The sequence below is a fragment of the Corynebacterium phoceense genome, from assembly GCF_900092335.1.
GTDB lineage: Bacteria > Actinomycetota > Actinomycetes > Mycobacteriales > Mycobacteriaceae > Corynebacterium > Corynebacterium phoceense.
Map to the genome: position 1 here is coordinate 1,434,899 of NZ_LT596208.1, position 23,233 is coordinate 1,458,131.

The 23,233-nt window shown below is 65.5% G+C and carries 18 protein-coding genes and 2 pseudogenes; 4 read left to right on the forward strand and 16 right to left on the reverse strand.

Going from position 1 to position 23,233, the window contains the following annotated elements:
- From BN9444_RS11005 to BN9444_RS11070, 14 genes and pseudogenes are all read right to left on the reverse strand, one after another.
- The coding region (locus BN9444_RS11005) for a cell division protein FtsQ/DivIB (protein ID WP_068801917.1) at positions 1–435 on the reverse strand (435 nt) is incomplete at its 3' end.
- Positions 428–1,903: a UDP-N-acetylmuramate--L-alanine ligase gene (gene murC, locus BN9444_RS11010; protein ID WP_066492192.1), complete on the reverse strand. Its 1,476-nt coding sequence runs from the start codon at positions 1,901–1,903 to the stop codon at positions 428–430. The genes BN9444_RS11005 and murC, both read right to left, overlap by 8 nt.
- Before the next feature lie 64 nt (positions 1,904–1,967).
- On the reverse strand, positions 1,968–3,068 hold the full coding sequence (gene murG / locus BN9444_RS11015) for an undecaprenyldiphospho-muramoylpentapeptide beta-N-acetylglucosaminyltransferase (RefSeq protein WP_068801918.1): 1,101 nt from the start codon (positions 3,066–3,068) through the stop codon (positions 1,968–1,970).
- Between the two features lie 142 nt (positions 3,069–3,210).
- A pseudogene (locus tag BN9444_RS13685) lies at positions 3,211–4,473 on the reverse strand (peptidoglycan glycosyltransferase FtsW); the annotation flags it as partial.
- A 150-nt stretch (positions 4,474–4,623) separates the two neighbouring features.
- Positions 4,624–5,966, reverse strand: a pseudogene (locus tag BN9444_RS11025) (Mur ligase family protein).
- Between the two features lie 41 nt (positions 5,967–6,007).
- Entirely contained in the window at positions 6,008–7,114 is a 1,107-nt protein-coding gene (mraY, locus tag BN9444_RS11030) for a phospho-N-acetylmuramoyl-pentapeptide-transferase (protein WP_066492060.1), read from the reverse strand.
- 128 nt (positions 7,115–7,242) lie between these two features.
- Positions 7,243–8,769, reverse strand: a complete 1,527-nt coding sequence (locus BN9444_RS11035; protein WP_066492054.1) for a UDP-N-acetylmuramoyl-tripeptide--D-alanyl-D-alanine ligase — start codon at positions 8,767–8,769, stop codon at positions 7,243–7,245.
- 108 nt (positions 8,770–8,877) lie between these two features.
- Positions 8,878–10,440 carry a UDP-N-acetylmuramoyl-L-alanyl-D-glutamate--2,6-diaminopimelate ligase gene (locus tag BN9444_RS11040; protein WP_066492048.1) on the reverse strand — a complete coding sequence of 521 codons (1,563 nt, stop codon included), beginning with the start codon at positions 10,438–10,440 and terminating at the stop codon, positions 8,878–8,880.
- 99 nt (positions 10,441–10,539) lie between these two features.
- Positions 10,540–12,408 carry a peptidoglycan D,D-transpeptidase FtsI family protein gene (locus BN9444_RS11045; protein WP_068801920.1) on the reverse strand — a complete coding sequence of 623 codons (1,869 nt, stop codon included), beginning with the start codon at positions 12,406–12,408 and terminating at the stop codon, positions 10,540–10,542.
- 345 nt (positions 12,409–12,753) lie between these two features.
- Complete coding sequence (ftsL, locus tag BN9444_RS15215; protein ID WP_230384055.1) at positions 12,754–13,638, reverse strand: cell division protein FtsL; 885 nt, start codon at positions 13,636–13,638, stop codon at positions 12,754–12,756.
- Positions 13,635–14,681 (reverse strand): 16S rRNA (cytosine(1402)-N(4))-methyltransferase RsmH, encoded by a 1,047-nt coding sequence (gene rsmH / locus BN9444_RS11055; RefSeq protein ID WP_066492044.1) that lies wholly within the window; start codon positions 14,679–14,681, stop codon positions 13,635–13,637. The genes ftsL and rsmH overlap by 4 nt, the downstream gene beginning before the upstream one ends.
- Before the next feature lie 215 nt (positions 14,682–14,896).
- Positions 14,897–15,331 carry a division/cell wall cluster transcriptional repressor MraZ gene (gene mraZ / locus BN9444_RS11060; protein ID WP_066492033.1) on the reverse strand — a complete coding sequence of 145 codons (435 nt, stop codon included), beginning with the start codon at positions 15,329–15,331 and terminating at the stop codon, positions 14,897–14,899.
- Between the two features lie 537 nt (positions 15,332–15,868).
- Positions 15,869–16,261 carry a DUF3040 domain-containing protein gene (locus BN9444_RS11065; RefSeq protein WP_066492030.1) on the reverse strand — a complete coding sequence of 131 codons (393 nt, stop codon included), beginning with the start codon at positions 16,259–16,261 and terminating at the stop codon, positions 15,869–15,871.
- A gap of 205 nt (positions 16,262–16,466) precedes the next feature.
- Entirely contained in the window at positions 16,467–16,895 is a 429-nt protein-coding gene (locus BN9444_RS11070; protein WP_066492028.1) for an SAV_6107 family HEPN domain-containing protein, read from the reverse strand.
- 292 nt (positions 16,896–17,187) lie between these two features.
- Between BN9444_RS11070 and BN9444_RS11075 the strand changes: the two genes are divergently transcribed.
- From BN9444_RS11075 to BN9444_RS11085, 3 genes are read left to right on the forward strand one after another with little or no spacing between them, the layout of a single operon-like run.
- Positions 17,188–17,808 carry a GNAT family N-acetyltransferase gene (locus BN9444_RS11075; protein WP_068801921.1) on the forward strand — a complete coding sequence of 207 codons (621 nt, stop codon included), beginning with the start codon at positions 17,188–17,190 and terminating at the stop codon, positions 17,806–17,808.
- A 46-nt stretch (positions 17,809–17,854) separates the two neighbouring features.
- On the forward strand, positions 17,855–18,994 hold the full coding sequence (locus BN9444_RS11080) for a polyprenyl synthetase family protein (protein WP_068801922.1): 1,140 nt from the start codon (positions 17,855–17,857) through the stop codon (positions 18,992–18,994).
- A gap of 48 nt (positions 18,995–19,042) precedes the next feature.
- Positions 19,043–20,575, forward strand: a complete 1,533-nt coding sequence (locus tag BN9444_RS11085) for an alpha-(1->6)-mannopyranosyltransferase A (RefSeq protein ID WP_068802201.1) — start codon at positions 19,043–19,045, stop codon at positions 20,573–20,575.
- Here BN9444_RS11085 and BN9444_RS11090 read toward each other — a convergent pair.
- On the reverse strand, positions 20,572–20,985 hold the full coding sequence (locus BN9444_RS11090) for an Rv2175c family DNA-binding protein (RefSeq protein WP_066492020.1): 414 nt from the start codon (positions 20,983–20,985) through the stop codon (positions 20,572–20,574). The two genes, BN9444_RS11085 and BN9444_RS11090, sit on opposite strands and share 4 nt — an antisense overlap.
- A 17-nt stretch (positions 20,986–21,002) precedes the next feature.
- On the opposite strand from BN9444_RS11090, the gene BN9444_RS11095 reads away from it, so the two are divergent.
- Positions 21,003–22,355, forward strand: a complete 1,353-nt coding sequence (locus BN9444_RS11095; RefSeq protein ID WP_068801923.1) for a protein kinase domain-containing protein — start codon at positions 21,003–21,005, stop codon at positions 22,353–22,355.
- An 84-nt stretch (positions 22,356–22,439) separates the two neighbouring features.
- Here the strand turns inward: BN9444_RS11095 and BN9444_RS11100 are convergent, their stop codons facing one another.
- Positions 22,440–23,228: an endonuclease domain-containing protein gene (locus tag BN9444_RS11100; protein ID WP_068801924.1), complete on the reverse strand. Its 789-nt coding sequence runs from the start codon at positions 23,226–23,228 to the stop codon at positions 22,440–22,442.
- Positions 23,229–23,233 lie beyond the last annotated feature (5 nt).

A 23,233-nucleotide genomic window follows, 5' to 3' on the forward strand; every position in this document is an offset into this window, starting at 1 on the left:
GGCGCCCGCCCAGTTGCGCGAGCCGGACTCGCCGCCAGTGATCTTCACGGCCTCCCGCGGCGGCATTTCGATAACGAATTCCTCGCCGTCCTCGTCGATGAGGTGCGGACCGTCGTGCGCGTCGGTGTAGGCGACGGCCTCGCGCTCGACGACGGTGACCTGGAGCGTCGAAGGCAGGTGGCGCGCCACGGTCGCGGACTTCACCCACGGCAGCGCGACGACGCCGGAGGCCGCCGTCTGCGGGTCGACGCGCACGAGGTTCGACTCGAGCGCCACGCCCGTAGCTGCCTCGATGTCTTCGACGCTCGTGTGGTTCTGCCCCTCGACGGCGAACTGCTGCACCTTGAACACCGGTGTGGCGTAGATGACGCCCACGGCGATAGCCAGGATAGCGAGCACGGCGCCGACGGTGACGGCGATGGCCTTCTTACTCACCGGCGCTCTCCCCGGAGCCCGTAATCTCACCGCTCGACGCGCCAGCACCGAGTTCATCGAGGATTTCCGCGGCGAGCATGGTCACTGAGCCCGCACCGACGGTGAGGATGATGTCGCCCGGCTGCGCAAGCTCGACCACAGTGCGCGGGGCCGCCGAGAAATCCGGCTCGAAAACGCCGCGGCCCTCCTCCATCTTCTCGGTGATGATGCGGGAGGTAATGCCCTCCACCGGCTGCTCGCGGGCGCCGTAGATGTCGAGGACCACGGCGGCATCGGCAAGCGAGAGAGCGTCCGCGAATTCCTCCTGGAATTCCATGGTGCGCGAATAAAGGTGCGGCTGGAAGCACGCAATGACGCGCGCGCCATTGCCCTCAGCCTCCGCCTTGGCGCGGGCGGCGGTGAGCACGGCACGGACCTCCGTGGGGTGGTGCGCGTAGTCGTCGTAGACACGCACGGGACTGGTCCCCGGTGCCATGACGCGCGCGCCACGGTACTCGAAGCGGCGGCGCACGCCGGTAAAGTCGCTGAGCCCCTCGGCCAGCTTGGCGGTGTCGCCGCCCACGAGGTGGCCGGCGATGAGCGCGGCGAGCGAGTTGAGCACCATGTGGTGGCCCGGAATCTGGAGGTCGTAGGTGGCCTCAAAGGGCTCCTCCCCCGGCAGCTCGAGACGGGTACGAACGACGGTGTTCTCGCCGGACATGTCCTCGGAGAGAATCTCCGCAGCCTGGGTGATGCCCGGGTAAGTCTCGCCCGCGCCGTGGGAGCCGTAGCCCAACACGGAAATGCCGCGCTCGGCGGCGCGCTGTCCGGTCTGTGCCGCACGTTCGTCGTCGAGGCACACAACGAGATGTCCATCAGCGCCGACGCGGTCGGCGAAGTCGTCGAAGACCTGGTAGTAAGCCTCCGGAGTGTGGAAGAAGTCGAGGTGGTCCGGCTCGATATTGGTAATGACGGCGACCTTAGGCGAGTAGCGCAGCAGCGAGGCGTCGGACTCGTCGGCCTCGGCGACGAAGGCCTGGCCGGTGCCCTGGTGGGCGTTGGTGCCCGCGCGGTTGAGCTGGCCGCCGATGGCAAAGGACGGGTCGAGGCCCGCGGTCTGCAGCGCGGCGACGGTCATGGAGGTCGTGGAGGTCTTGCCATGGGTGCCGGCGAGGAGCACCTGGTCGTAGCCCACCATGAGCTCGGCGAGGAGGTCGGAGCGGCGGATGACGGGGATGCCGTGTTCACGCGCACCGGCGAGCTCCGGGTTGTCCTGCGGGATGGCCGCGAACGAGGTGACGACGACGGTGGGCAGCGAGCCTGCGAGGGTGAGGTTCTCCGCGGCATGGCCGATCGCGATATGTGCACCGAGGGTGCGCAGGACCTCCACGGGCGTGGAGTCCTTCATGTCGGAGCCGGTGACGACGCTGCCGCGCTCGACGAGAATGCGGGCGAGGCCGGACATGCCGGAGCCGCCGATGCCCACCATGTGGACACGGGAGAGATCCGCACCGAGCGGAGCCGCGGAGGAAGTCTGGGAAGTGGTCACGGTCTTATACGTCCTTTTCTGCAGAAGCCTCAGCGGCGGTGATCTGTTCGGCGATGCGGCGAGCGATGGTGCGGGCGACGTCGCCCGCGGAGTTGGAAGCCACGGCGGTGCGCATGGCGTCGAGGCGAATGGGGTCCTCGAGAATCTCGCGCACGTGGTGCACGAGGAGCTCGGGGCTGAGATCCGCGTCCGCGATCTGCACGGCGGCGCCGGCGTCGACGAGGTGGCGCGAGTTGAGTGCCTGCTCGCCGTTGCCGTGTGGGAGCGGAATGTAGATGGCGGGCAGGTGCGCCGCGGAGACCTCCGCGACAGTCATGGCGCCGGAGCGGCAGATGACGAGGTCGGCGACGGCGAGCGCCCCGGCCATGTCTTCGATATACGGCAGTGCGGTGTAGCCGTCGTGCGCGGCGGGCGCGGCGTTCTTCTTGCCGTAGGCGTGAAGCACCTGGAAATCCTGGGGGAGGTCCGCGATGGCGCCCTCAACAGCGGCATTGATAGACGCTGCGCCCTGGGAGCCACCGGTTACGAGGATGACCGGCTTCTCCGCGGTGAGGTTCCACTTCGCGCGGGCAGCAAGGGCCGCGGCGCCTTCGCGGTCGACGGCAAGTGAGGGGCGCACGGGGATGCCGACGACCTCGCCGGGCATGCCGGAGCCGGCGGTCGCGTTGAGGCCGATGCCGCCGAGTTTCACACCCAGCTTGTTGGCGATGCCGGCTAGGGCGTTGGTCTCCAGCACGTAGAAGGGAATGCCGAGTGACTTCGCGGCGAGGTAGGCCGGGGCGGCGACGTAGCCGCCGGTGCCAAAGACAGCGTCCGCGTGGACGTCCTTGAGGACCTTGCGGGTCTGGGCGACGGCCTTGATGATCTTGAAGGGCAGCTTGGCCAAGTCCGCGTTGGGCTTGCGTGGGATAGGCACCGGGGTAATCATGCGCAGATCCACGCCGCGGGCGGGCACGATATCTCGCTCGAGGCCTTTCTCCGTGCCGAGGGCGGTAATGCGGGCGCCGTGCTCGGTGGCGAGCGCCTCGCCGACGGCCAACGCCGGTTCGATGTGACCGGCAGTGCCGCCACCTGCGATAACTACGGAAATGGACTGCGAATTCATGTCCNGGCTCGGGCTCCGGTATCCACAGCAGACGGTCAAAGAGCGGGCGGCCGTAGTTCTGCATAGCGGAGACCTGCGCCGGCTCGTGGCGCGCAATATTGCACAGCAGGCCCATGGAACCGATGGTAATGATGGCGGCCGTACCGCCGGCGGAAATCATGGGCAGCTGGATACCGGTCACCGGCAGCAGACCGATGACATACGAGATATTGAAAAAGGCCTGGGAAACAACGGCCGCGGTGAGCGTGCCGGCGGCAAGGCCTTGGAACTGGTTCTGCGCGCGCATGGCGGTGCGGAAGCCGAAGAAGCCGAGGAAGAAGAACAACGTGATGACGAGGAGACCGCCCCACAGGCCCATCTCTTCGCCGACGATGGCGAAGACAAAGTCGTTGCGTGCCTCCGGCAGGTAGAACCACTTGGCGCGCGACTGGCCCAGTCCCACACCCGTGAGCCCGCCGTCCGCAAGCGAGAGGAAGCCTTGGTAAGTCTGGAAGCCAGTGCCCTGCGTGTCCTGGATATTGCCCACGAGCGCATCGAAGTATGTATGGAAACGGTTCGAGCGATAGCCGCCGCCGGTAAAGAGCACCGCCACGCCGACGATCGCGAGGACGAGGATGAAGACGAACATCGACTTGTGCATGCCCGCGAAGAAGAGCGTGAAAATTGCAACGAGGGCAAAGGACATGCCCATGCCCATATCGCCCTGGGCGATGATGAGGCCGAACATGCCGAGCGCGACGACGGTGTATTGGACGAAGGGATCCTTGAAGTAGTCCCAGATGGTGCGCGGGTGGTACATGCCAAAGCGCTTGTCAGCGAGCAGATTCGCGCCGAAGAGGGCGATGGCGATACGGGCAATTTCCGAAGGCTGGATAGAAATGCCGGCGACGACGATCCACGACTGAGAGCCAACCTCCTCGCGGCCAGTGCCGACGGGGGTCAACACGAGGAGGAGCAGCGCGATGGCGAGCAAGAGCAGCCACACCGTCGCGGAGCGCCACTTGCGCGGCGGGATGCGCAGGCCTAACCAGAAGCAGAAGAGGCCGGCGATGACCATGACCGCCTGGCGCAGGGCCTGCTGCCACACGACGCCGTCTTCGGCCACGGAGGTTGCCATGGACGCGGAGTAGGCCATGAGCATGCCGATGCCCACGAGCGTGAGCACGCAGATGCGCAACATGAGGTAGTCCAGGCCCGGGCGCGCACCCGCGGCGGAAAACCAGCGGCCTATTGCCGCGCGCATGCCGGTGGGCTGCGCCGCGGTGCGAGGCGGCTGCTCGGCGGTGTGGGGACGCTCGGCGGTCCGAGTAGCAGATTGAGTGGCGGCGGGTGTGGCGCTGGCCTGTCCGCCGCGGCGCGTGCCGCGTGCCTGTGCCTTATTCGTCGCGCCCGTTGGTCGGCTCATACCTTGTGCTCCTTCGTCGCAGGTGTCGGCCTCGCGCCCCACGCGCCGCCGCGATGGCGCATTGATGGCGAGTGCGAGGGACACATCGGTGGTGTGCCTGAAGTTCCCGCTGTGATTGTTGTTCCTATTGTGCCCTATGCGCGGCAAAAATCAGGGAAGCGCCAACTCCCGCGCGGCGGCGGCGAACATATCGCCGCGTTGGCCCATGCCTTCATACATATCGAGCGAGGCCGCGGCCGGCGCGAGGAGCACCGTGTCCCCTACTTCCGCGCGAGCAACGGCGGCGGCGACGGCCGCATGCATCGCGGCCTGAGGCTCGGTCTTGTCGATGACGTCGACCGTGACGTGCGGGGCAAGCTCGGCCAGGGCCGCAGCGATCTCGGCGCGGTCGATGCCGAGGAGCACCGCCGCCTTGAGCTGCGCGCCGTGGTCGCGGATGAGCTGGTGGATATCAGCGCCTTTGAGCTGGCCGCCAGCGACCCACACGACGTGATCGAGCCCGGCGAGCGCGGCGTCGGCCGCATGCGGGTTCGTCGCCTTCGAGTTATCGATGAAGTCGATACCACCCGCGGAGTGCACGACGGCNCATCGGCAAGCCCTGCATGACCGGCCGGCTCGATGCCGTCTGCGGTAGCGACGTCGACCTGTGCCCCACCGAGCGTGGAGACGAGGCGGCCATCGAGAATGCCAACCTCCTCGAGCGAGGGCTCGCCTGTGCTAAACGCGAGAACACGCTCGGCGAGGCGGCCCTCGGCACGCAGGCGCTGCGCGTAGTCGAGGACGGTGGCGTCCTCGCGGCCCACGACGCCGATGGGGCCGGTGAGCACCTTGGCTTTGCTCAGCGCGTAATCCTCGAAGCCACCGTGCCAGTCGAGGTGATCATCGGCGAGGTTAAGGAGAACGCCCACGTCCGGGGTGAGTTGGCTCGACCAATGAAGCTGGAAGGAGGAAAGCTCGGCGCAGAGCACGTCCACGCGCTCCTCGTCCGCGAGCGCGTCAAAGACGGAGACTCCGATATTGCCCACGGCGACGGCGCGGTGGCCGGTGCGCGTGGCGTCCGCCGCCATGATGGCAGCGAGCATGCCCGTGGTCGTCGTCTTGCCATTGGTGCCGGTGACGACGAGCCACGTGCGGGCCGGGCCAAAGACCTGCGCATGGTCAAGGCGGTAGGCCAGCTCTACGTCGCCGATGACCTCGCGGCCAGCTGCTGCCGCCGCGACGAGCAGTGGCGAGTCCGGGCGCCAGCCCGGGGAGGTCACCACGATGTCAAAGTCCGCGACAGTCTCCGTGGCCTGCGCGACCGAGACAGATGCCACGCCATCAGGCAGTTGCGCGAGGTGCTCCGCGTTGTCGTCGGCGACCGTGAGCTGGGCGCCCAGAGTGTGAAGCAAGCGCGCGCAGCCCAGGCCGGACACGCCCGCGCCGGCAATGAGGACGCGGCCTTGGAGTTCGGAGGGAAGCATGAAGAAACGACAACCTTTCTGGGGATACATAAAAAGCACCGCGCGAGCGGTGCTTTTCAGTCTAGGAGTAGTTAGAGGCCCATTCCGGCCTTGACAAGCCAATCGCCGTAGAAGATACCGACGCCGGCCATCGCGGCCATGGCGGCGAGCAACCAGAAGCGCACGACCACGGCAGTCTCCGGCCAGCCACCGTTTTCGAAGTGGTGGTGGATAGGCGCCATGCGGAAGAAGCGCTTGCCCGTGGAGTGGAAGACGATGATCTGGATGGCCACGGAGGCGACCTCAATGACGAAAAGGGCACCGATGATGATCATGAGCAGCTCCGTCTTTGAGGTGACGGACAGGCCAGCGACGAGACCGCCGAGGGCCAGCGAGCCGGTGTCCCCCATGAAGATCTTGGCGGGAGCGGCGTTCCACCACAGGAAGCCCAGGCAGCCGCCCAGGCCCGCGGCGGCGAGTACGGCGAGGTCGAGCGGGTCACGGACCTCATAGCAGCCCGCCGTGAAGTTGGCGCTGCAGGAGTTACGGAACTGCCAGAACGTGATGACGGTGTAGGCACCCATGACCAGCGCGGTGGAACCAGCGGCGAGGCCGTCGAGACCATCCGTAAGGTTCACCGCGTTCGACCACGCGGCGATAAGGATGTACATGAACAGCAGGAAGATGATGGTGCCCACGATGACAGGGCCGAAGGCGACGTCGATCGTATCGATGTCGCGGATGAACGACAGGTGCGTCGAGCCCGGGGTGAGGCCGTGGGAATCCGGGAACTGCAGGACCAACAGACCGAAAGCGAGAGCGAGGGCAGCCTGGCCCACGAGCTTGGCTGTCTTATTGAGGCCCAGATTGCGGTGTTGGAAGAGCTTGATGAAGTCATCGGCAAAACCGAGGGCGCCCAGGCCGAGCGTGAGGCCGAGGACGAGCAGGCCCGAGGCCGTGAAACCAGCATGGCCAGTGGCCACACCGTAGGCGCCCGCGGCGAGGTAGCCCAAGACGATGCCCGCGATGATGGCGATGCCGCCCATCGTCGGCGTGCCGCGCTTGCGCAGGTGCGACTTGGGGCCGTCCTCGCGAATTTCTTGTCCCTTGCCCGCATTCGAGAAGTAGCGGATCAGCTGCGGCGTTAGGAAAATCGCCACGAGAAAGCTGACTACTCCCGCGATCATTATCTGAGTCACGTCTTCTGGGGTCCTTCTAGTTGTTCAAACGAATAGCATCGGTGCGAGGGGCACAGCGGCGCAAGCGGACTCGCGCCACGCGGCGAGGGAAACGCCGCGTTTTCCGGAGGATGAGGCGGATCTAGGGGTTAGGCAAGCAGTCCGTCGGCCACGCGCCACAACGCCTGCGCGTTGGAGGCCTTGGCCAAGACCACATCCTTTGCGGTACGGGCCGCCCAGTCCACCGCACCCTGGGGCGCGCGGCGCAGGATGGCGTCGACCACGGTGATCGCCTCATCAATTTCACCGACCACAGTAGTATTTATACCCTGCTCACGCGCGGCGTCCGCCATCGCCCGGCAGTTGGCGCTCTCCCCCACGACCACGAGGTGGTCAATGTGGTACTTGGCCAGATCGCTGACGATGCCCCTGTGTGCGGCCTCGGCTTCTTCCCCCAGCTCGCCCATCTCGCCGAGCACAGCGATGGAACGGGCGTCCGGGCGTGAGGAGGTCGTGTACCCCAGCGCCGCGATGGCGGCGGACATGGAATCCGGATTCGCGTTGTACGCGTCGTCGATGATGGTGACGCCGTCGGCTCGGGTGCGCACGTCCATGCGGTGGGCCGAGGCGTTGCGGTGGCCTTCGAGCGCGCAGGCGATGTCCTCGATCTCCATGCCGGCGGCTTGGGCCGCGGCGACGGCCGCGAGCGCGTTAGAGACCTGGTGGCGGCCGAAGACCTGGAGGGTAATGCGGCGCGGTTCGATACCCGGTGCATGGAGTGTGAAGGTCGGACGCGCGATGTCGTCGAGCACGATATCCGTCGCCACGTAGTCCGCGCCTGGGGCGGGCGGGGTCGCGGCCGAGTAGGTCACGACGCGGGCCTGCGTGCGCGGGGCCATGCCCGCCACGAAGTCATCGTCCGCGTTGAGGACGGCAACGCCCCCGTCGGCTGCCGCAGGCAGGGACTCGACGAGTTCGCCCTTGGCCTTCGCGATATTCTCACGCGAGCCGAACTCGCCCAGGTGCGCGGTGCCCACGTTGAGGACGACGCCGATCTTCGGCGTCGCGATGGTGGCCAGATGCGCGATGTGTCCGATGCCGCGCGCGGACATCTCCGCAACGAGGTACTGCGTCTGTGGATCGCAGCGCAGCGCGGTGTATGGGTGGCCGATCTCATTGTTGAAGGAACCGGGCGGCGCGATGGTGGGGCCATCGGCGCGCAGCACGGTGGCGATGAGGTCCTTCGTGGAGGTCTTGCCAGCAGAGCCGGTAATACCCACGATGGTGAGCCCAGTTTCCGACTGGAGGCGACGCGTCACCGCGCGGGCGAGCGCCGAGAGCGCCTCGACGACGGCGGCCGCGGAGCCGTCCTCGTCATGGGCGTAGATATCGGCGTTCGCGCCGTCGCCCTGCTTGCGGCCATGCGGCTCGACGACGATGGCGGGCACGCCCACGGGACGTGCGCCGAGCACCGCGACGGCGCCTTGGGCAAGGGCTTTCTCGGCAAAGTCATGGCCGTCCACGCGGGCGCCGGGGAAGGCAAGGAAGAGCCCGCCTGGGGCAACCTTGCGCGAGTCGAATTCCACGAAACCAGTGACCTTGGCCTGCGGATCCTCGACGCGGTCAAGCCGTCCGCCCGTAATATCCGCGATCTCCTGCAGTGTTAGTTCAATCATGCTGTCACAGTCCTCGTACTCACTTCTGTCCCTCTTCCTTGACTTTCAAGATCTCACTGCTTCTGCTGTGTGGCTGCTGAATTTCTGCGGTGCCTGCGTCTGCATAGTTTAAGCTCCGAGCGTGCCTGCTTGTTTCTCCTCGAGGGCGCGTGCGAGCTCCTCGCGGTCGTCAAAGTGGTGGGTCTCGGTCCCGATGATCTGGCCGACCTCGTGGCCCTTGCCTACGACGATGACGGCGTCGCCCGGTCCGGCCCACGCAACGGCAACGTCGATAGCTGCGGCACGGGAGCCTTCCTCGCGGACGTCGACCGCGCGCGAGGCAGCATTCGCGCCTTCGCGTGCGCCGTCGAGCACCGCCGCGCGGATGATGGCGGGGTCTTCGGTGCGCGGATTATCGTCCGTGACGACAACGAGGTCCGCGCGCTCAGCGGCGTTGCGGCCCATAATGGGGCGCTTGGCTGAGTCGCGGTCGCCGCCGGCGCCGACCACGACGCCGATGCGGCCGGTCTCGCCCAGCTGCGTGCGCAGCGTGTCGAGCACCGCCGCGATGGCCGCTGGCTTGTGGGCGTAGTCGACGACGGCGATGAAGTCCTGTCCGCGGTCGATGCGTTCCATGCGCCCTGGCACGGCAACCTCGCTCATGCCCTCGACGAACGCCGGAACCTCGACGCCCACCGCAGCAGCAAGCCCCGTGGCCAGCGCCGCGTTGGCGATATTGAACTCGCCCGGCATGGGCAGGCAGAACTCGAGGCTCTCACGGTCGGCGCGCTCGCGCAGCCCCGCTGCGAAGTCGAAACGGACCTGCTGTGCGCCCGTGGGCTCGACGCCAAGCTGGCGCGCGGTGATTTCCGAGGTCTCCTCGCCCGCCTGCTTGGTCGTCACCGTATCCGTGGGCAGACGGTGCGCACGGGCGCGTTCAGCCATGCGCTCACCCCACGAGTCGTCGACGCAGATGACGGCGCGTTCCGCCGCACCTGGGCCGTCGAAGAGGAGCGCCTTCGCGTCGAAGTAGTCCTCCATCGTCGGGTGAAAGTCGAGGTGATCCTGGCTCAGGTTGCTAAAGCCAGCTGCCGCAAAGCGCGTGCCCTGGACGCGGCCCAGGGACAGCGCGTGGGAGGAGACCTCCATGACGACGTGCGTCACGCCCTTGTCGCGCATAAGCGCGAAGAGCTCCTGGAGCTTCGGTGCCTCCGGCGTGGTGAGCTTCGTGGGCACCGACTCGCGATTAATCCGCGTGCCCGTCGTGCCAATGAGCCCTACCGAGTAGCCCGCATGCAGCAGGCCCGTCTCCAGCAGGTAGCTCGTGGTCGTCTTTCCCGAGGTACCCGTAATACCGATGACAGTGAGCTCGTCCGTGGGATGTCCGTAGACCTCCGCAGCAATGGTGCCGAGGACAGCACGGATGTCGTCGACGATGAGCAGCGGACGGGACTCCCCTGCGGCCTGCAGGATGTCGCGACCGGCGGCATCGGAAAGAATGGCGGACGCCTGCGCCTGCGCGGCGTACTGGGCTCCATGGGTGCGGGTGCCCGGCAGCGCGGCGAAGAGACCGCCAGCGGTGACGGCACTCGAGTCGAGGCTCACGGAGTCAATGACGGTCGTGCCGTCGCCTTCCAAGGTGGCCTTCTCCAGGCCTGGCAGCGCCAAAAGCTGCTCTACAGTAACGCTCATAACTCCTACGGTACCTTCTCTTTCTGCCCCATCCGGGGCCCTGCCGCGTGTCGCGTCCAGCGTCAAACGCTGCCGTGCCTGCTGCCTGTAGTACTGCCTTTACTGCTGGCGGAGCACAAGCGGCTTGGCCTCCGGTGACGGCGGGATATTGTCGCGCGCGATGAGCCACTCGGCGATGTCCTTGAACACCGGCGCGGCGGACTGTCCGCCCGAGCCGTTGTCGTTGACGCCCGACTGCGGGCGGTCGAGCATGATGGACACGACGAAGCGCGGCTCATCCGCAGGCGCGATGCCAGCAAACGTAATCCAGTAATTCGAATTGGAGTACGCACCGGTCTCCTCGTCGACCTGCTGGGCCGTGCCCGTCTTGCCGGAGAGCTGGTAGCCCTCAATGTCATTGCCCTGGGCTGTGCCGTTTTGGTAGCCCTGCGGGTCCGACTGGAACACGGCGCGGAACATGTCCACGACGGTCTTGGCGGTCTCCGGGCTCACGACCTGCGTATGCTTCGGCTCGTCTTGCTTGATCTCATCGCCCTCGGCGGTGGTCATCTTCGCCACGATGCGTGGCTCGATGCGCTCGCCGCCGTTCGCGAGGGTCTGGTAGACGCTCGCGAGCTGGAGCGCCGTCCACGACATGCCCTGGCCGATCGGCAGGTTAGCGAAGGTGCCGCCAGACCACTGGGATTGGTCTGGGACGATGCCCGCAGACTCATTAGGCAGCTCGACGCCGGTGACCTGTCCCAGGCCGAAGGCCTCGAGGTACTCGGCGAATTTTTTCTGGCCGAGCTTCTCCGCGAGCATGAGCGTGCCCACGTTGGAGGACTTACCGAAGATGCCCGTCGTGGTGTACGGCTCGACGCCGTGCTGCCACGCGTCGGCAACCGTGACGCCAGCCATGTCGATGCTGCCCGGGACCTGGTGGACTTCCTCCGGGGTCGTGAGGCTTTCCTGGATGGCGGCCGCGGCGGTAATGATCTTGGCTACCGACCCCGGCTCGAAGGGGTAAGAGATGGACTTGTTTTCAAAGTCCTTGCCCTCTTCGAGCTGCTTATCGATGTCCTTATTCGGGTCGATGGTGCCGGTATTCGCCATGGCGAGGACCTCGCCCGTCGCCGAATCCAGGACGACGGCTTGACCGCCCTTCGCCTTGGAGTTGCCCACGGCCTTCTCCAGCTTTTGCTGGACGAAGGTCTGAAGGTCCAGGTCGAGGGTGAGCTCGATGCTCGTGCCATCCTGCGCCTCCGTCTGGTCACGCAGCGTGCCCGGGATGGCCTGGCCGTCCGCGGAGACGTCCTCCGTCGAGCGGCCATCACGTCCGGCTAGCTTGCCGTCGCTCGAAGCCTCCAGACCAAACTGGCCGGTGCCGTCCATGGACACCTTGCCCACCACGTTTTCTGCGATGGAGCCGTTCGGGTACTGACGGATGGCTTGGTGGTCCGCGGCGACGCCGTGGTACGTGTTGGCAATCTCAACGGCAACGTCCGGGTCCACGTTGCGCACGAGGACCTCATACTGCGTATCCGCCTTGAGCTTTTTCAGAATGTCCTTGGCGTCGACGCCCTCAATCTCGCGGCCGGCGTCCTTAATCTTCTGCGGAATGCCGGAGGCCATGTCCTGCAGGCGCGCAGCGACGCGGTCATCGACCTTGTCCTTCAGCGCCTTCTCGTCCAGGCCGTCAGCAGAGCCGTCCTGGTACATGGTGTTTTCTTCTTGCTGAGCAAGCTCCTCACGCAAGCGCGTGGGCGAGACGGTCAACGACCGGGCTTGCATGGTGTACGCGAGCATCTGGCCCTCGTGATCCGTGATGGTGCCACGCCGGGCAGGATCGATGTACACGCGCTGGCGCTGCGCGACTGCCTGATCCGCAAGCGCTGGGCCCCACTTGAGCTGCACCCAGCCCAAGCGTCCACCAATAACCACCGCGGCGAGAATGAGCACGGCCATGACCTGGCGCACGCGGTGGCGCATAAGGGTGGCTTGGTCCTTGCGGACATTCGCTTTCCTCCGCGCCGCATCGCGGCGGGACTGGGCCTGTTGAAACTCGCGACGTCCCTGTGGCACCTGTTGTGGCCTATGCTGTGCCGCACCACCGCGCGAGGTGTGCTGCGCAGACGGGCGTCCACCGCGTGTACGGCGGGACCCGCGGCCCGCGCCGCCGCGGGAATTCGACGAATTCGACGGAGTCACCAGTTTCTTTCGCCACCTGTCTATCACTGAACTGCCATTAACGTCTGTGCCGCGTTGTTCTGCTTGGTAAATACAGAAAACGCGCGGGCATGCACCCGCGCATTAGCGTGCCTTAAGCCAACCGGATTAGTTGGTCCGACGCGCCGCGTAGGGCGCCTGGTAAGCCTGCTGGCCTTGCGGAGCCTGCACGGACTGCGTTCCTTGCGGGACCGCGTTGAGGTTGCCGTTGACATCCTCGGTCTCGTTCGGGTCGCTCGATGCCTGGCCCGGTCGAACCGGCGCACCGTTGACATCGATAATAGAGTCCGTTTCCGGTTCTGCCGGGCGGCGCTCGGCAATGTCGCCGTTTTCTTGGACCTCAACGATTCCCGCCTGGGCCGGAACACCCATGGAATCTTCCGCGGCGCGGCGCGCCACGTCCGCCGAGGAACGCACGTCCTCGAGGTCACGATTGAGGGTCTCAAGTTGATTGTCCAGCGTGTTCTCTTGGACGGAAAGCTGCTGAATCTTGAAGGTCTGCGCTGTGGACAGGCCGGAGAGCCCCATGGCGATAAACACGCCGCCGAGCAGCAGCGCGAGCGCGTAGAACGAGGTCTTCGCAAAGGGGCTGACGCGCTGGACGGTGCCAATGCGGCGGCCGCGGTGCGTGAGCACCTGCTGGGAGCCCACGCGCTGCGGACGGCCCTTGCGCACGCGCGGCGCCGGCGACGTTCGCGAAGGAAGCAGAGCAGTCTTCGCACCGCCATCTTCCGCGGACAAACGCTCGGTGCGTTGCGGCGCAGTGGTCATTCCGCGCTCGAAGCGCAAAGAACGCGCGCGGCCACCACGGCGCCGCGGGGATTCGCTGCGCGTGGAGACGCCACGATCTTCAACCAGGGTCGCGGTCTGACCCCAGCGCTGGTCGTTGGCTGCAGTGTAGTCCCTGCTCGCGCCCATGGTCTGCGGTGCCTTTCTCGTGCTCGTGGTCATGTGGTTGGTCTCGGTGGTGTGCAGTCGGTCTGTCCGGCTCATCGCCGCCCTCCCTCGCGGACGGGTTCCGGCCCGTGGAAGGAAAGTTCGCCGTCGAGGCGTTCCAGCGCCCGCACGCGGACGGAAGCTGCACGGGAGTTCTCAGCAATCTCCGCTTCGCTCGCCTTCTCCGACCCACGTGTGATGACGGTGAAGTGGGCCGCGGTGCCCGGCAGATCCATGGGCAGCCCCGGCGGCGTGGTGGACGTGGACAGCTCCTTGAACGCTGCCTTCACAATCCGGTCCTCGAGGGACTGGTAGCTCATGAAGACCGCACGCCCGCCCACGCGCAGGGCATCCGTCACGACGGGGATAACCTGCTCGATGGCCTCCAGCTCTCGGTTGACCTCCACGCGCAGCGCCTGGAACGTGCGCTTCGCCGGGTGCCCACCGGTGCGACGCGTCGCCGCCGGGATGGTGGCGTAGAGCAGCTCCACCAGGCGCGCGGACGTGGTGAATGGTTCCTTCTCGCGCTCGCGCAGGACCGCCGAGGCAATCTTGCCAGCGAAGCGCTCGTCGCCGTAGGTCTTGAGAATACGCGCCAACTCGCCATGCGAGTACGTGTTGAGCACGTCCGCGGCCGTCACGGGCTGGGACGGATCCATGCGCATGTCCAGCGGTGCGTCCGTACGGTACGCAAAGCCGCGCTCCACCTGGTCGAGCTGCATAGACGAGACGCCCAGATCAAAAAAGCCGGCCGCCAAACCGTGCTCACGCGCCGTCTCAAAGACAGGCCCCTCGCCTGCCGCAATGGCCGCGCCCAAGTCATCGAAGCGGGCATTCACGCCCACGAAACGCTCGCCGAAACCGGCCAGCCGCTCCCGTGCCGCCGCCAAAGAAGCCGAGTCGCGGTCGACGCCCACAACGCGCAGCTGCGGGAACGTCTTCAGGAAATACTCCGTGTGTCCGCCAGCACCCAGGGTGCCGTCGACAAGTACGGCGGTCTCCCCCGCGGCTTCGACAGCCGGCGCGATGAGCTGCGCCATGCGTTCGCGCATGACTGGGACATGGCCGTGATTAGCCAGGATGTCGTAGTTCTCGGTCATTTCGGGCCGTGCCCCCTTTCCTACCGCGTCGTCTCGTGTGACGTGTGGACCGTCAGCCCGCTTAAAAGATTGTGTGAAATTTTTAAGCTGTAGACGTTATAAAGAAAGTGCGTATAGAGCCCTGTCCGAGGCAGGTTTCTGATATCGGGGAAGTACACCAGAGCATCCACCTCGGGCAGAGTCCTTACACGCACTGTGAAGTTCTGCAATCCGCCTTACAACAAGCCAGCAAGGACATCGTCCGCGTCGCCTGCCGAGTAGGCATCTTCAGTTGCGGCCTGATACTCAGCCCACTTGGCTGCGTCCCAGATCTCAAGGAAATCCACGGAGCCAATCACGACGCATTCCTTGGTCAGGCCTGCATAGTCGCGATGTGCCGCCGAAAGGGTGATGCGACCGTTTCCATCGGGACGCTGTTCATCCGCACTCGCAGCGAGATTACGAATGAAGGCACGTGCCTCCGGGTTGGTGCGCGAAACAGCTGCCGCCTTCCGAGCCCGCTGTGCGAACTCTTCCCGCGGATAGACCGCCAAAGAGTGATCCTGCCCCTTCGTCACCATGAGCCCGCCAGCCAAGTCCTCGCGGAACTTCGCCGGGAGCGTGAGCCGCCCTTTGTCATCGAGCTTCGGAGTGTAGGTTCCCAGAAACATCCCGGGCCCACCTTCCTAATTCTCGAGAACTCCGGTTCCTCTCGTGATGGTCCTTCAGGCCGTGTGCGCGACCCTCCGTTCCACCGCTGCGCCCCACTCTACCCCACTTTCCCCCACCATCAACACCGCAAGCCCCGTGTTTCATCGTTGTAATTATAAAAACCCCAGGCAGACGGCAAATTTTTCGGTGGGGCAAATTCCCGTGCCCCACCCACATCGCCCCCACTTCTCTCCCCCACGCCCCATGCACACCACCTTGCCCACTAGCTTCCCGATACCACCCGTCCCCCACTCCACCTGCGCCTTTCCTGTTCTCTCACTACAGCGCCGACGTCTCTACAGCGCACCGCCACATAGAGTTTCCGCCGTGCACGGGCCTAGGTGGAGCAAAGTGGGGAATGGTGGTCACCAGGGGGCGCAGTGGGTGAAAGTGGGGCGTCGTGGCCTCCGCCCCCTGCCCCGACCACAAAACGGCATAAAAAATCCCGGCCCCTCACCAGAAGAGATGGGACCGGGCGAAAAGTCCAGAAGCGGGAACTAGCGCTCGAAGCGGCTGCGGAACTTATCTTCCATGCCGCCAGACTGAGGATTCCGCTTTGGCGCCTTCTGCCATGCGCCGCGCGCCGAGGTCTTTGCTACCGAGCTCACGTTCGCGTCGCCGCGGAGCATCCACACACCCGCACCGAACATGACGAGGAAGCCAACGATAGACAGCGCGACGAACCACAACGACATCTGCGCCAGCGCCACACCGCCAACAAGAAGAACAAGGCCCACTACGACGAGCGCGACGCCACGCAACGTGACGTGGCCCGTCGCCCCTTCGGTAGCGGAGGCCTCCGTGACTGCAGCACTAAACTTTGGATCATCAGCCATCAACGACTGCTCGATTTCACGAAGTGTGCGCATTTCCTGTTCAGACAGAGACACAGCTTCCTCCTGCGGATCAAATTAGGGGCCAAAAGTGGGTTTCTACCTAGTCCAACGCCCAGAGTATCGGGTTAGTTCCCGAAACCCCATTTCCGTTTAGCAGATCACACCCACGCCACAGGATGGAGCGTCAGGCACCGCAATAATACGTGCACCCGACCGCCCGCCACGCAACTCAACAGAGCGTGCAGCAGGCAACACAACCTTAGGCTGCGAACGGCAGCGCGTCGTTTCCATCCACCACGGCGAGGAACTCGCCCACCAGAGCCATAAGCTCCAGCACGACCTCCGGCTCCACCGAGTCATCGAGACCCGAGATGACGCGCGAGCGTGTGCGCGAGTAGGCCTTCAGCTTGTCCGCCCACTCCTGAGCATCCTCGCCCACGAGCGCCAGACGCTCCCACGCGCTCGACGGCAGACGCTTGCGCTTGGCCACGCGCGAACTTGCAACCCACGCGCCAGCGGTACGCAGTGCCGCCTGATAGACGAATTCGAGCGCCTCCTCGTACTTTCCGGCGGAAGCCTCGACACGGGCACGGTCAAGCAAGTCATAGCCCTGGGCCAGGAAGCGCACACGCTTACCAGCCTTTCCAGCATCCGCAAACCTCGTAGCGGCGGAGATGATCTGTGCCATGATACGACTTCCTCTCTTTCTTACGCGCCGTGGATATTTCTGATTATTCGGTTCTCCACATTCGAACCATCCGGGCTTGTATGACGCACACTCTACGAACCGTCCGAACATCTACTCCACATTTTAGTGCACATGTTCGAATGGATCAAGGGTTTCCACTGGCCACTTTCGAATTAGGCTCGCCGATGTTCGAAATTCTGGGGACTCGCGACACCGCCGCGGCAGCGACCGTGCGGACGAACCGCCGCACCCCTTGTTCACTCCGTCGCGGGAAGTTTGATTCCATAGAGACGTGACCTTTACCATCCGCCGTCTGCGTGCCACGGAATTCGCGTTATACGTGCCCGTACTCGTCAATATCCATGTCGAGGCCATGGGCTACCCCGACTCCGTCATGCCCTATCGCATCGATGCGTGGCGGCGCGACTGCATCCAGCCCGGCTTTACCGCCGTCATCGCAGAAGACGAGGACGCTATCGTAGGCCTCGCCTACGGCTTCCTCGGCAACTCGAGCACGTGGTGGGACCGCCAGTTGCGCATGGGGCTGCAAAGCCAGCGTGATCTCACGGACGACGATTGGGACCTCGTGCGCCACTACTTCGAGGTCGCCGAGATCCATGTGCTTCCCGCTGCTCAAGGTCAAGGATTAGGCCGCACGATGCTCAATGAACTCGTCCGCGACGTCTCCGCACGCTACGCGCTGCTGTCCACGCCCGAGGTTCCGGATGAGGCCAACCGCGCGTTCGGGCTCTACCGTGCCGCCGGTTTCTACGACGTCATGCGCAACTTCCACTACCCCGGCGACGACCGTCCCTTTGCCATCCTCGCTGCCCGGCTCCCGCTCGAGGGAGCGCCCGAGACCTACCCCGGGACCAACACAGACGGCCCCGAACCGGACGCGCCCGCCCGCTAGGCCACTATCGCCAATTCGGCCTTGGCCACACGGTAGGGTGTTCACTGTGAATAACGCAGCACATGCCACTCCAGCTTCCCCGCACGGCGCAGGCCGCGGCACGGCCACGCCGTCTTTCGAATCGGTCCCGGATGACGTCCGCGGCGCGCTCGATGCCTTCTTAACCAGTCGCCGTAGCGACATCGCGGCCATCGGCCAGCCGGTCGTCGACGCCGTCTCCTTCCTCGAGTCCTTCGTGCTCGACGGCGGCAAGCGCATTCGCCCGCTCTACGCCTGGGCTGGCTTTGTCGGCGCGGGCGGCCTCGACAAGGCCGAGGAGGATCCTGCCGCCATGCTGCGCGCGGCGAGCTCCCTCGAGTTCATTCAGGCGTGCGCGCTCATCCACGACGACATCGTGGACGCCTCCGATACCCGGCGCGGCAATCGCACCGTCCACCGCTCGCTGGAGAAGCTGCACCGCGACCACAACTGGCGCGGCGACTCCGCGCGCTACGGCGAGTCCGCAGCCATCCTCGCCGGCGACATGGCGCTCGTATGGGCCGAAGACATGTTGACGGACTCTGGCCTTTCCGCCGCGGCCCTCCAGCGCGCCCGCGCCCCGTGGCGCGGCATGCGCACCGAGGTCATCGGTGGCCAGCTCCTCGACATCAACTTGGAGGCCACGAACAGCGAGTCCATCGAGCTTGCCGAAAACGTCAACCGCTTCAAGACGGCGGCGTATACCATCGAGCGCCCGCTCCACCTCGGCGCGGCCATCGCCGGCGCCACAAACAAGCTCATCGCCGCTTTCCGCGGTTACGGCCGCGACATCGGCATCGCGTACCAGCTCCGCGACGACGAGCTCGGCGTCTTTGGTGATCCGAAGGTCACCGGCAAACCCGCCGGCGACGACCTGCGCGAAGGCAAGCGCACCGTCCTCCTCGCGCTCGCGCTCCAGCATGCCGATGCCGCCGATCCCACCGCCGCAGCCACCCTCCGCCGCCTCGTCGGCCAGACCGACGATCCTGACGATATCGCCCGCATGGCCCAGATCATCGCAGACTCCGGCGCACGCGAGCAGCTGGAAGAACACATCACGCGGCTCACGGCTTCCGGCCTTCAGCACCTGCAGTCGGCGAATGTCGCGCCCGAGGTCACCGAGATACTCGAGCGCCTCGCGCACAAGTCCACGGCTCGTAAGAGCTAAGGGCGGTCTCCTCGCATGAGCGTCGCACACGCGTCCGCCGCAGAACCCATGCCTGCGTCCGACGGCGCATCTCAGCCGTGGTGGCGTAATCCTTTGTGGGTTGGCATCGCCGCCACCGTCATCCTGTGGGCCGCGTCCTTCGGCGGCGGTGCCGTGCGCAGTCGCGGCGGCGCGCTCGAGGCCCTCGGCCTGTCGTTTATCGCGTTCGGCCACGGGCGCAACCTTTCGATGCTTCTGTTCTGGGTAGGCATCTTCGCGCTCGTCTACGCCTGGGCCCTTGCCGGGCGGCACCTCGTCGCACCGACCTTGCGCGCCCAGGACCGCCAGCTTGCCGAGCCTGTCGTTCCCCGCGTCCAGCGCCTGCTGTGGTGCTGGGTCATCCCGCTTCTCTTCGCCGGGCCCCTCGCCTCACGCGACGTGTACTCGTATCTCATGCAGGGCGCCATGGTCCGCGACGGCTTCAACCCGTACGAGCAGGGCGCCGCCGCCAACCCCGGCCCGTATTTGCTGGAGGTCTCCCACGACTGGCGCAACACCACCACGCCCTACGGCCCGCTGCACCTGTGGACCGGCGACATCATTACCTCCGTCGTCGGCGACAACGTGGCGGCTGGCGTCATCGCCTACAAGGTCGTCTCCGTCCTCGGCTTCGCGCTCATTGCCTGGGCCGTCCCTCACATCGCCCGCGCACTCGGCGGCAATCCAGCACTCGCCCTGTGGCTGGGTGTGGCCAATCCCGTCATGCTCATCCACCTCATCGGCGGCATGCACAACGAGTCCGTCATGGTGGGCCTCGTGAGCGTCGGCCTCGTCCTCGCGCTGCGCAAGCGCTTCCTCGCGGCCATCGCGCTCGTCGCCGTCGCCACGGCTCTCAAGGTCACGGCGTTCTTCGCCATGCCGTTCATCCTGTGGATCTTCATCCACGCGTTCGCCCCGCGACCCCGTGACAACTGGTTAAAGCCCATCGCGGCAATCCTCGGTGGCGGCGTACTCATCGTCGTCGAGTCCATCGCCGTCGTCGCCGCCATCACGTGGGCCTCCGGTTCCTCATGGGGCTGGCTGTCCGAAATCACCGGCAACTCAAAGGTCATCAACCCGCTCGCCGCCCCCACCCTGGCAACAGACATCCTCGTGCCCATCATGCAGGTCTTCAGCCCCGATGTCACCTACAACGGGGTCCTCGGCGTCGCGCGCACCATCTCCATGGCGCTCATGCTTCTCGGGCTCGTCGTGGTGTGGTGTCTGTCCTACAAGGACCGCCGCGCGGCCGTGCTCGGCATGGCCGCCGCCTACTGCGTGGCCTTCGTCTTCAACTCGGTGACGCTGCCGTGGTATTACGCGTCCGTCATCTCCGTAGCCGGCGTCGCGCGTCCCCCGCGCTGGATGATGAAACTCGCCACGGCCGCCAGCTTCTTCGTCGCCGTGTCCTTCTCCGGCGACGGCAACCACCAGCTCTACAACTGGTGGTGGGTCATCGCTGCCGCCATCGCGGCCTGGTGGTGCGCAGAGTGGATCTTCCAGGACACGCCCCGCGGCGCAGCGCTGACAGCGGCACCGGAACCGGCGGCATCGGCAAGCTAGAACGCCGAGGCCTGCGCGCGGCGAATGACTTCGCGCGCAAGGTGGCCGTGGAGGCCATCGATGGGACGGCCCGGCAGGGACTCGTCCTCGGTGAAGAGGTGGACGAGAATCTCGTCATCCGTGTAGCCACCGTCCGCGAGCACCGTAATGCAGCCCGAAACGTACTTGGATACTGCGTCCTTCTCATTGAAGAAAGCCTCCGGAACCCAGCGCTTGCCTTCGGCGTCGCGGTACGCCAGAAGCTTGTGCGCGTGCAGCAGGTCATGGACGCGCGTGACGGCGATGCCAAGCTTGTCCGCGACCTCGGGCATGGTGAGCAGTTTTTCGTCCGCCAGCAGGGCGGCGAGCTGAGAATTTGCGTCATTAGTCACGCGCTCTACCTTAACGCGTTCGACTGTTCGCAGGGACATCGGCCATACTGGAACGCATGAGTACTTTGGCCGTAGGCGACATTCTGGACGGACGCTATCGCATTGACCGTCCCATCGCGCGCGGCGGCATGTCCACCGTGTACCGCTGCGTCGACCTCCGCCTCGGTCGTGCGGTGGCCGCCAAAGTCATGCACGAGCACCTTGCTGGTGACCCGATTTTCCAGCAGCGTTTCCGCCGTGAGGCCCGCGCGATGGCGCAGCTGTCTCACCCCAACCTCGTGGCGATTCACGACTTCTCCGCGGACGGCGATCCTGTCTTCCTCATCATGGAGCTCATCACCGGCGGTACCTTGCGCGAGCTCCTCGCCGAGCGTGGCCCCATGCCCCCGCACGCTGCCACGGCCGTGCTGCGCGCCGTCCTCACGGGGCTGTCCGCCGTCCATGCGCGCGGGCTCGTCCACCGTGACATCAAGCCTGATAACGTGCTCATTAATGCCGATCACCGCGTAAAACTCGGCGACTTCGGCTTAGTACGTTCCTCCAACGCGCAAGCGACGAACGACCACATCGTGGGCACCGTCTCCTACCTCGCGCCGGAGCAGGTGACGGGCGAAGATATCACGCCAGCCACGGACGTCTACTCCACCGGCATCGTCGCATATGAGCTGCTTACCGGCGACGTTCCTTTCTCCGGCGACACTCCTATCGCGCATGCGACCTCGCGTCTCAACGCGGACGTCCCCGCGCCGTCGTCGCGTATCGACGGCATTCCCCCACTCTTCGATGCCCTCGTCGCCAGCGCCACCGCCCGCGCGCCCGAGGAGCGGTTCACCGACGCTGCAGAGTTCCTCGCCGCACTCGACGATGTCGCCGCGTCCTTGGAGTTGCCGGCCTTTACAGTTCCGGTCCCCCAGAACTCGGCGGCGGCGCGCACGGCGGCGCAGCCCACGGACTTCACGGGCGTGCGCAGCGACGATGTCTTCGAGCCAACCCGCACCCTGCCTGCTGACACGACCGAAGTACTAGGAAATCCAGCCGAGGATCCCACGACGGTCATGGCCCCAGAGCCCCTGCCCGAGGACGAGCACCCGCGCTTGAGCTTCGAGACCAAGCTCGACATGCCCACGCAGCACCCGGTCGCTGCTCCAGTTGAAGCACCGCTACCCCAGCCCACGTTTAACACGCCCGCACCCGCGCCCTCCTATGAGGCGACTGCCCGCCACGAGCCCGAAGAAGTCGCCACCGCCATGGAAGAACCCGCGCCGCAGGTCTACTCGAACCGCTCTGGAGTCGTGTTCGGGTTGTGGCTCGCTGCGGTCGCGCTCGCAGCGCTGGCCGTGGGCGTCGGCGGATGGTGGTTTGGCTCCGGCGACTACGGCACCATCCCCGTGTTCTGGTGGCCGATGTAACGTCTCCTCTGGCTTAGCGGATTTCAGAACAACGAAGCACCCAAAACTGCGCGGTTTTGGGTGCTTCGTTGTTCTGAAATCCAGCTAATCATTCTGAAAATAGCGGTGCCACTTCCACGGGCCGGGGACATAGTTGCGTTTATCTTCGACGATGGCCTTCACTTGATTGACCGCAACGTTTAAGTGGTGTTCGATAGTGGCCGCGGTGAAGTGCAGCGCGCGCCAACCGCGGTGGACCGCGTCGTTGAGCTTCTGTCGGTCGATCTCGAAGCGCTGCACGCCCTCGCCCTTGTGATACTGATAGCCGTCGACTTCGATGGCGATCCTCTCGGCCTCGAGCACGAGATCCCACCGATAGGGGCCGATATCCACGTTGTTGAGGACCTTCAGTCCAGCATCGCGTAGTCCCTGCGTGAGCCGCTTTTCTGGAACGCTATCCGTGCCGATGAACGCGTGGGCAAGGATATCCCGTGTGCGCGCTGGCATGCGGCCAAGGCAGCGCTCCCACATCGCGAGGTTCTCGCGCGCAGAACGTCCGCGGAAAAATCGCTCCACAAAGTCAACGCCATGCTCCACGGGCATAATTTCGAGCGCCTGGAGCGGGTTGCAGGCACGGACGTATCCCAGAGAAAAGGCCGCGTTGGGTCGTGCGCGGCGCGCCTCGTAGTAGGGACTCGCCCCTACCGCGGATGCGCGCATGACTCGCAGCGGAAAAGTCAATGGGCTTCCCAGGTACAGCTGTGCCGTGCTGTAGCCGTCGAGCGCCAGCCTCTCGTCACGGAAGCACAGGAGTTCCGCAAGGTCATAAGGCCTCGGCTCGTCGCGAAGATAAAGCCCGCGCATGACGCGAATGGCCTCTCCCCGGTTGACCATGCCCA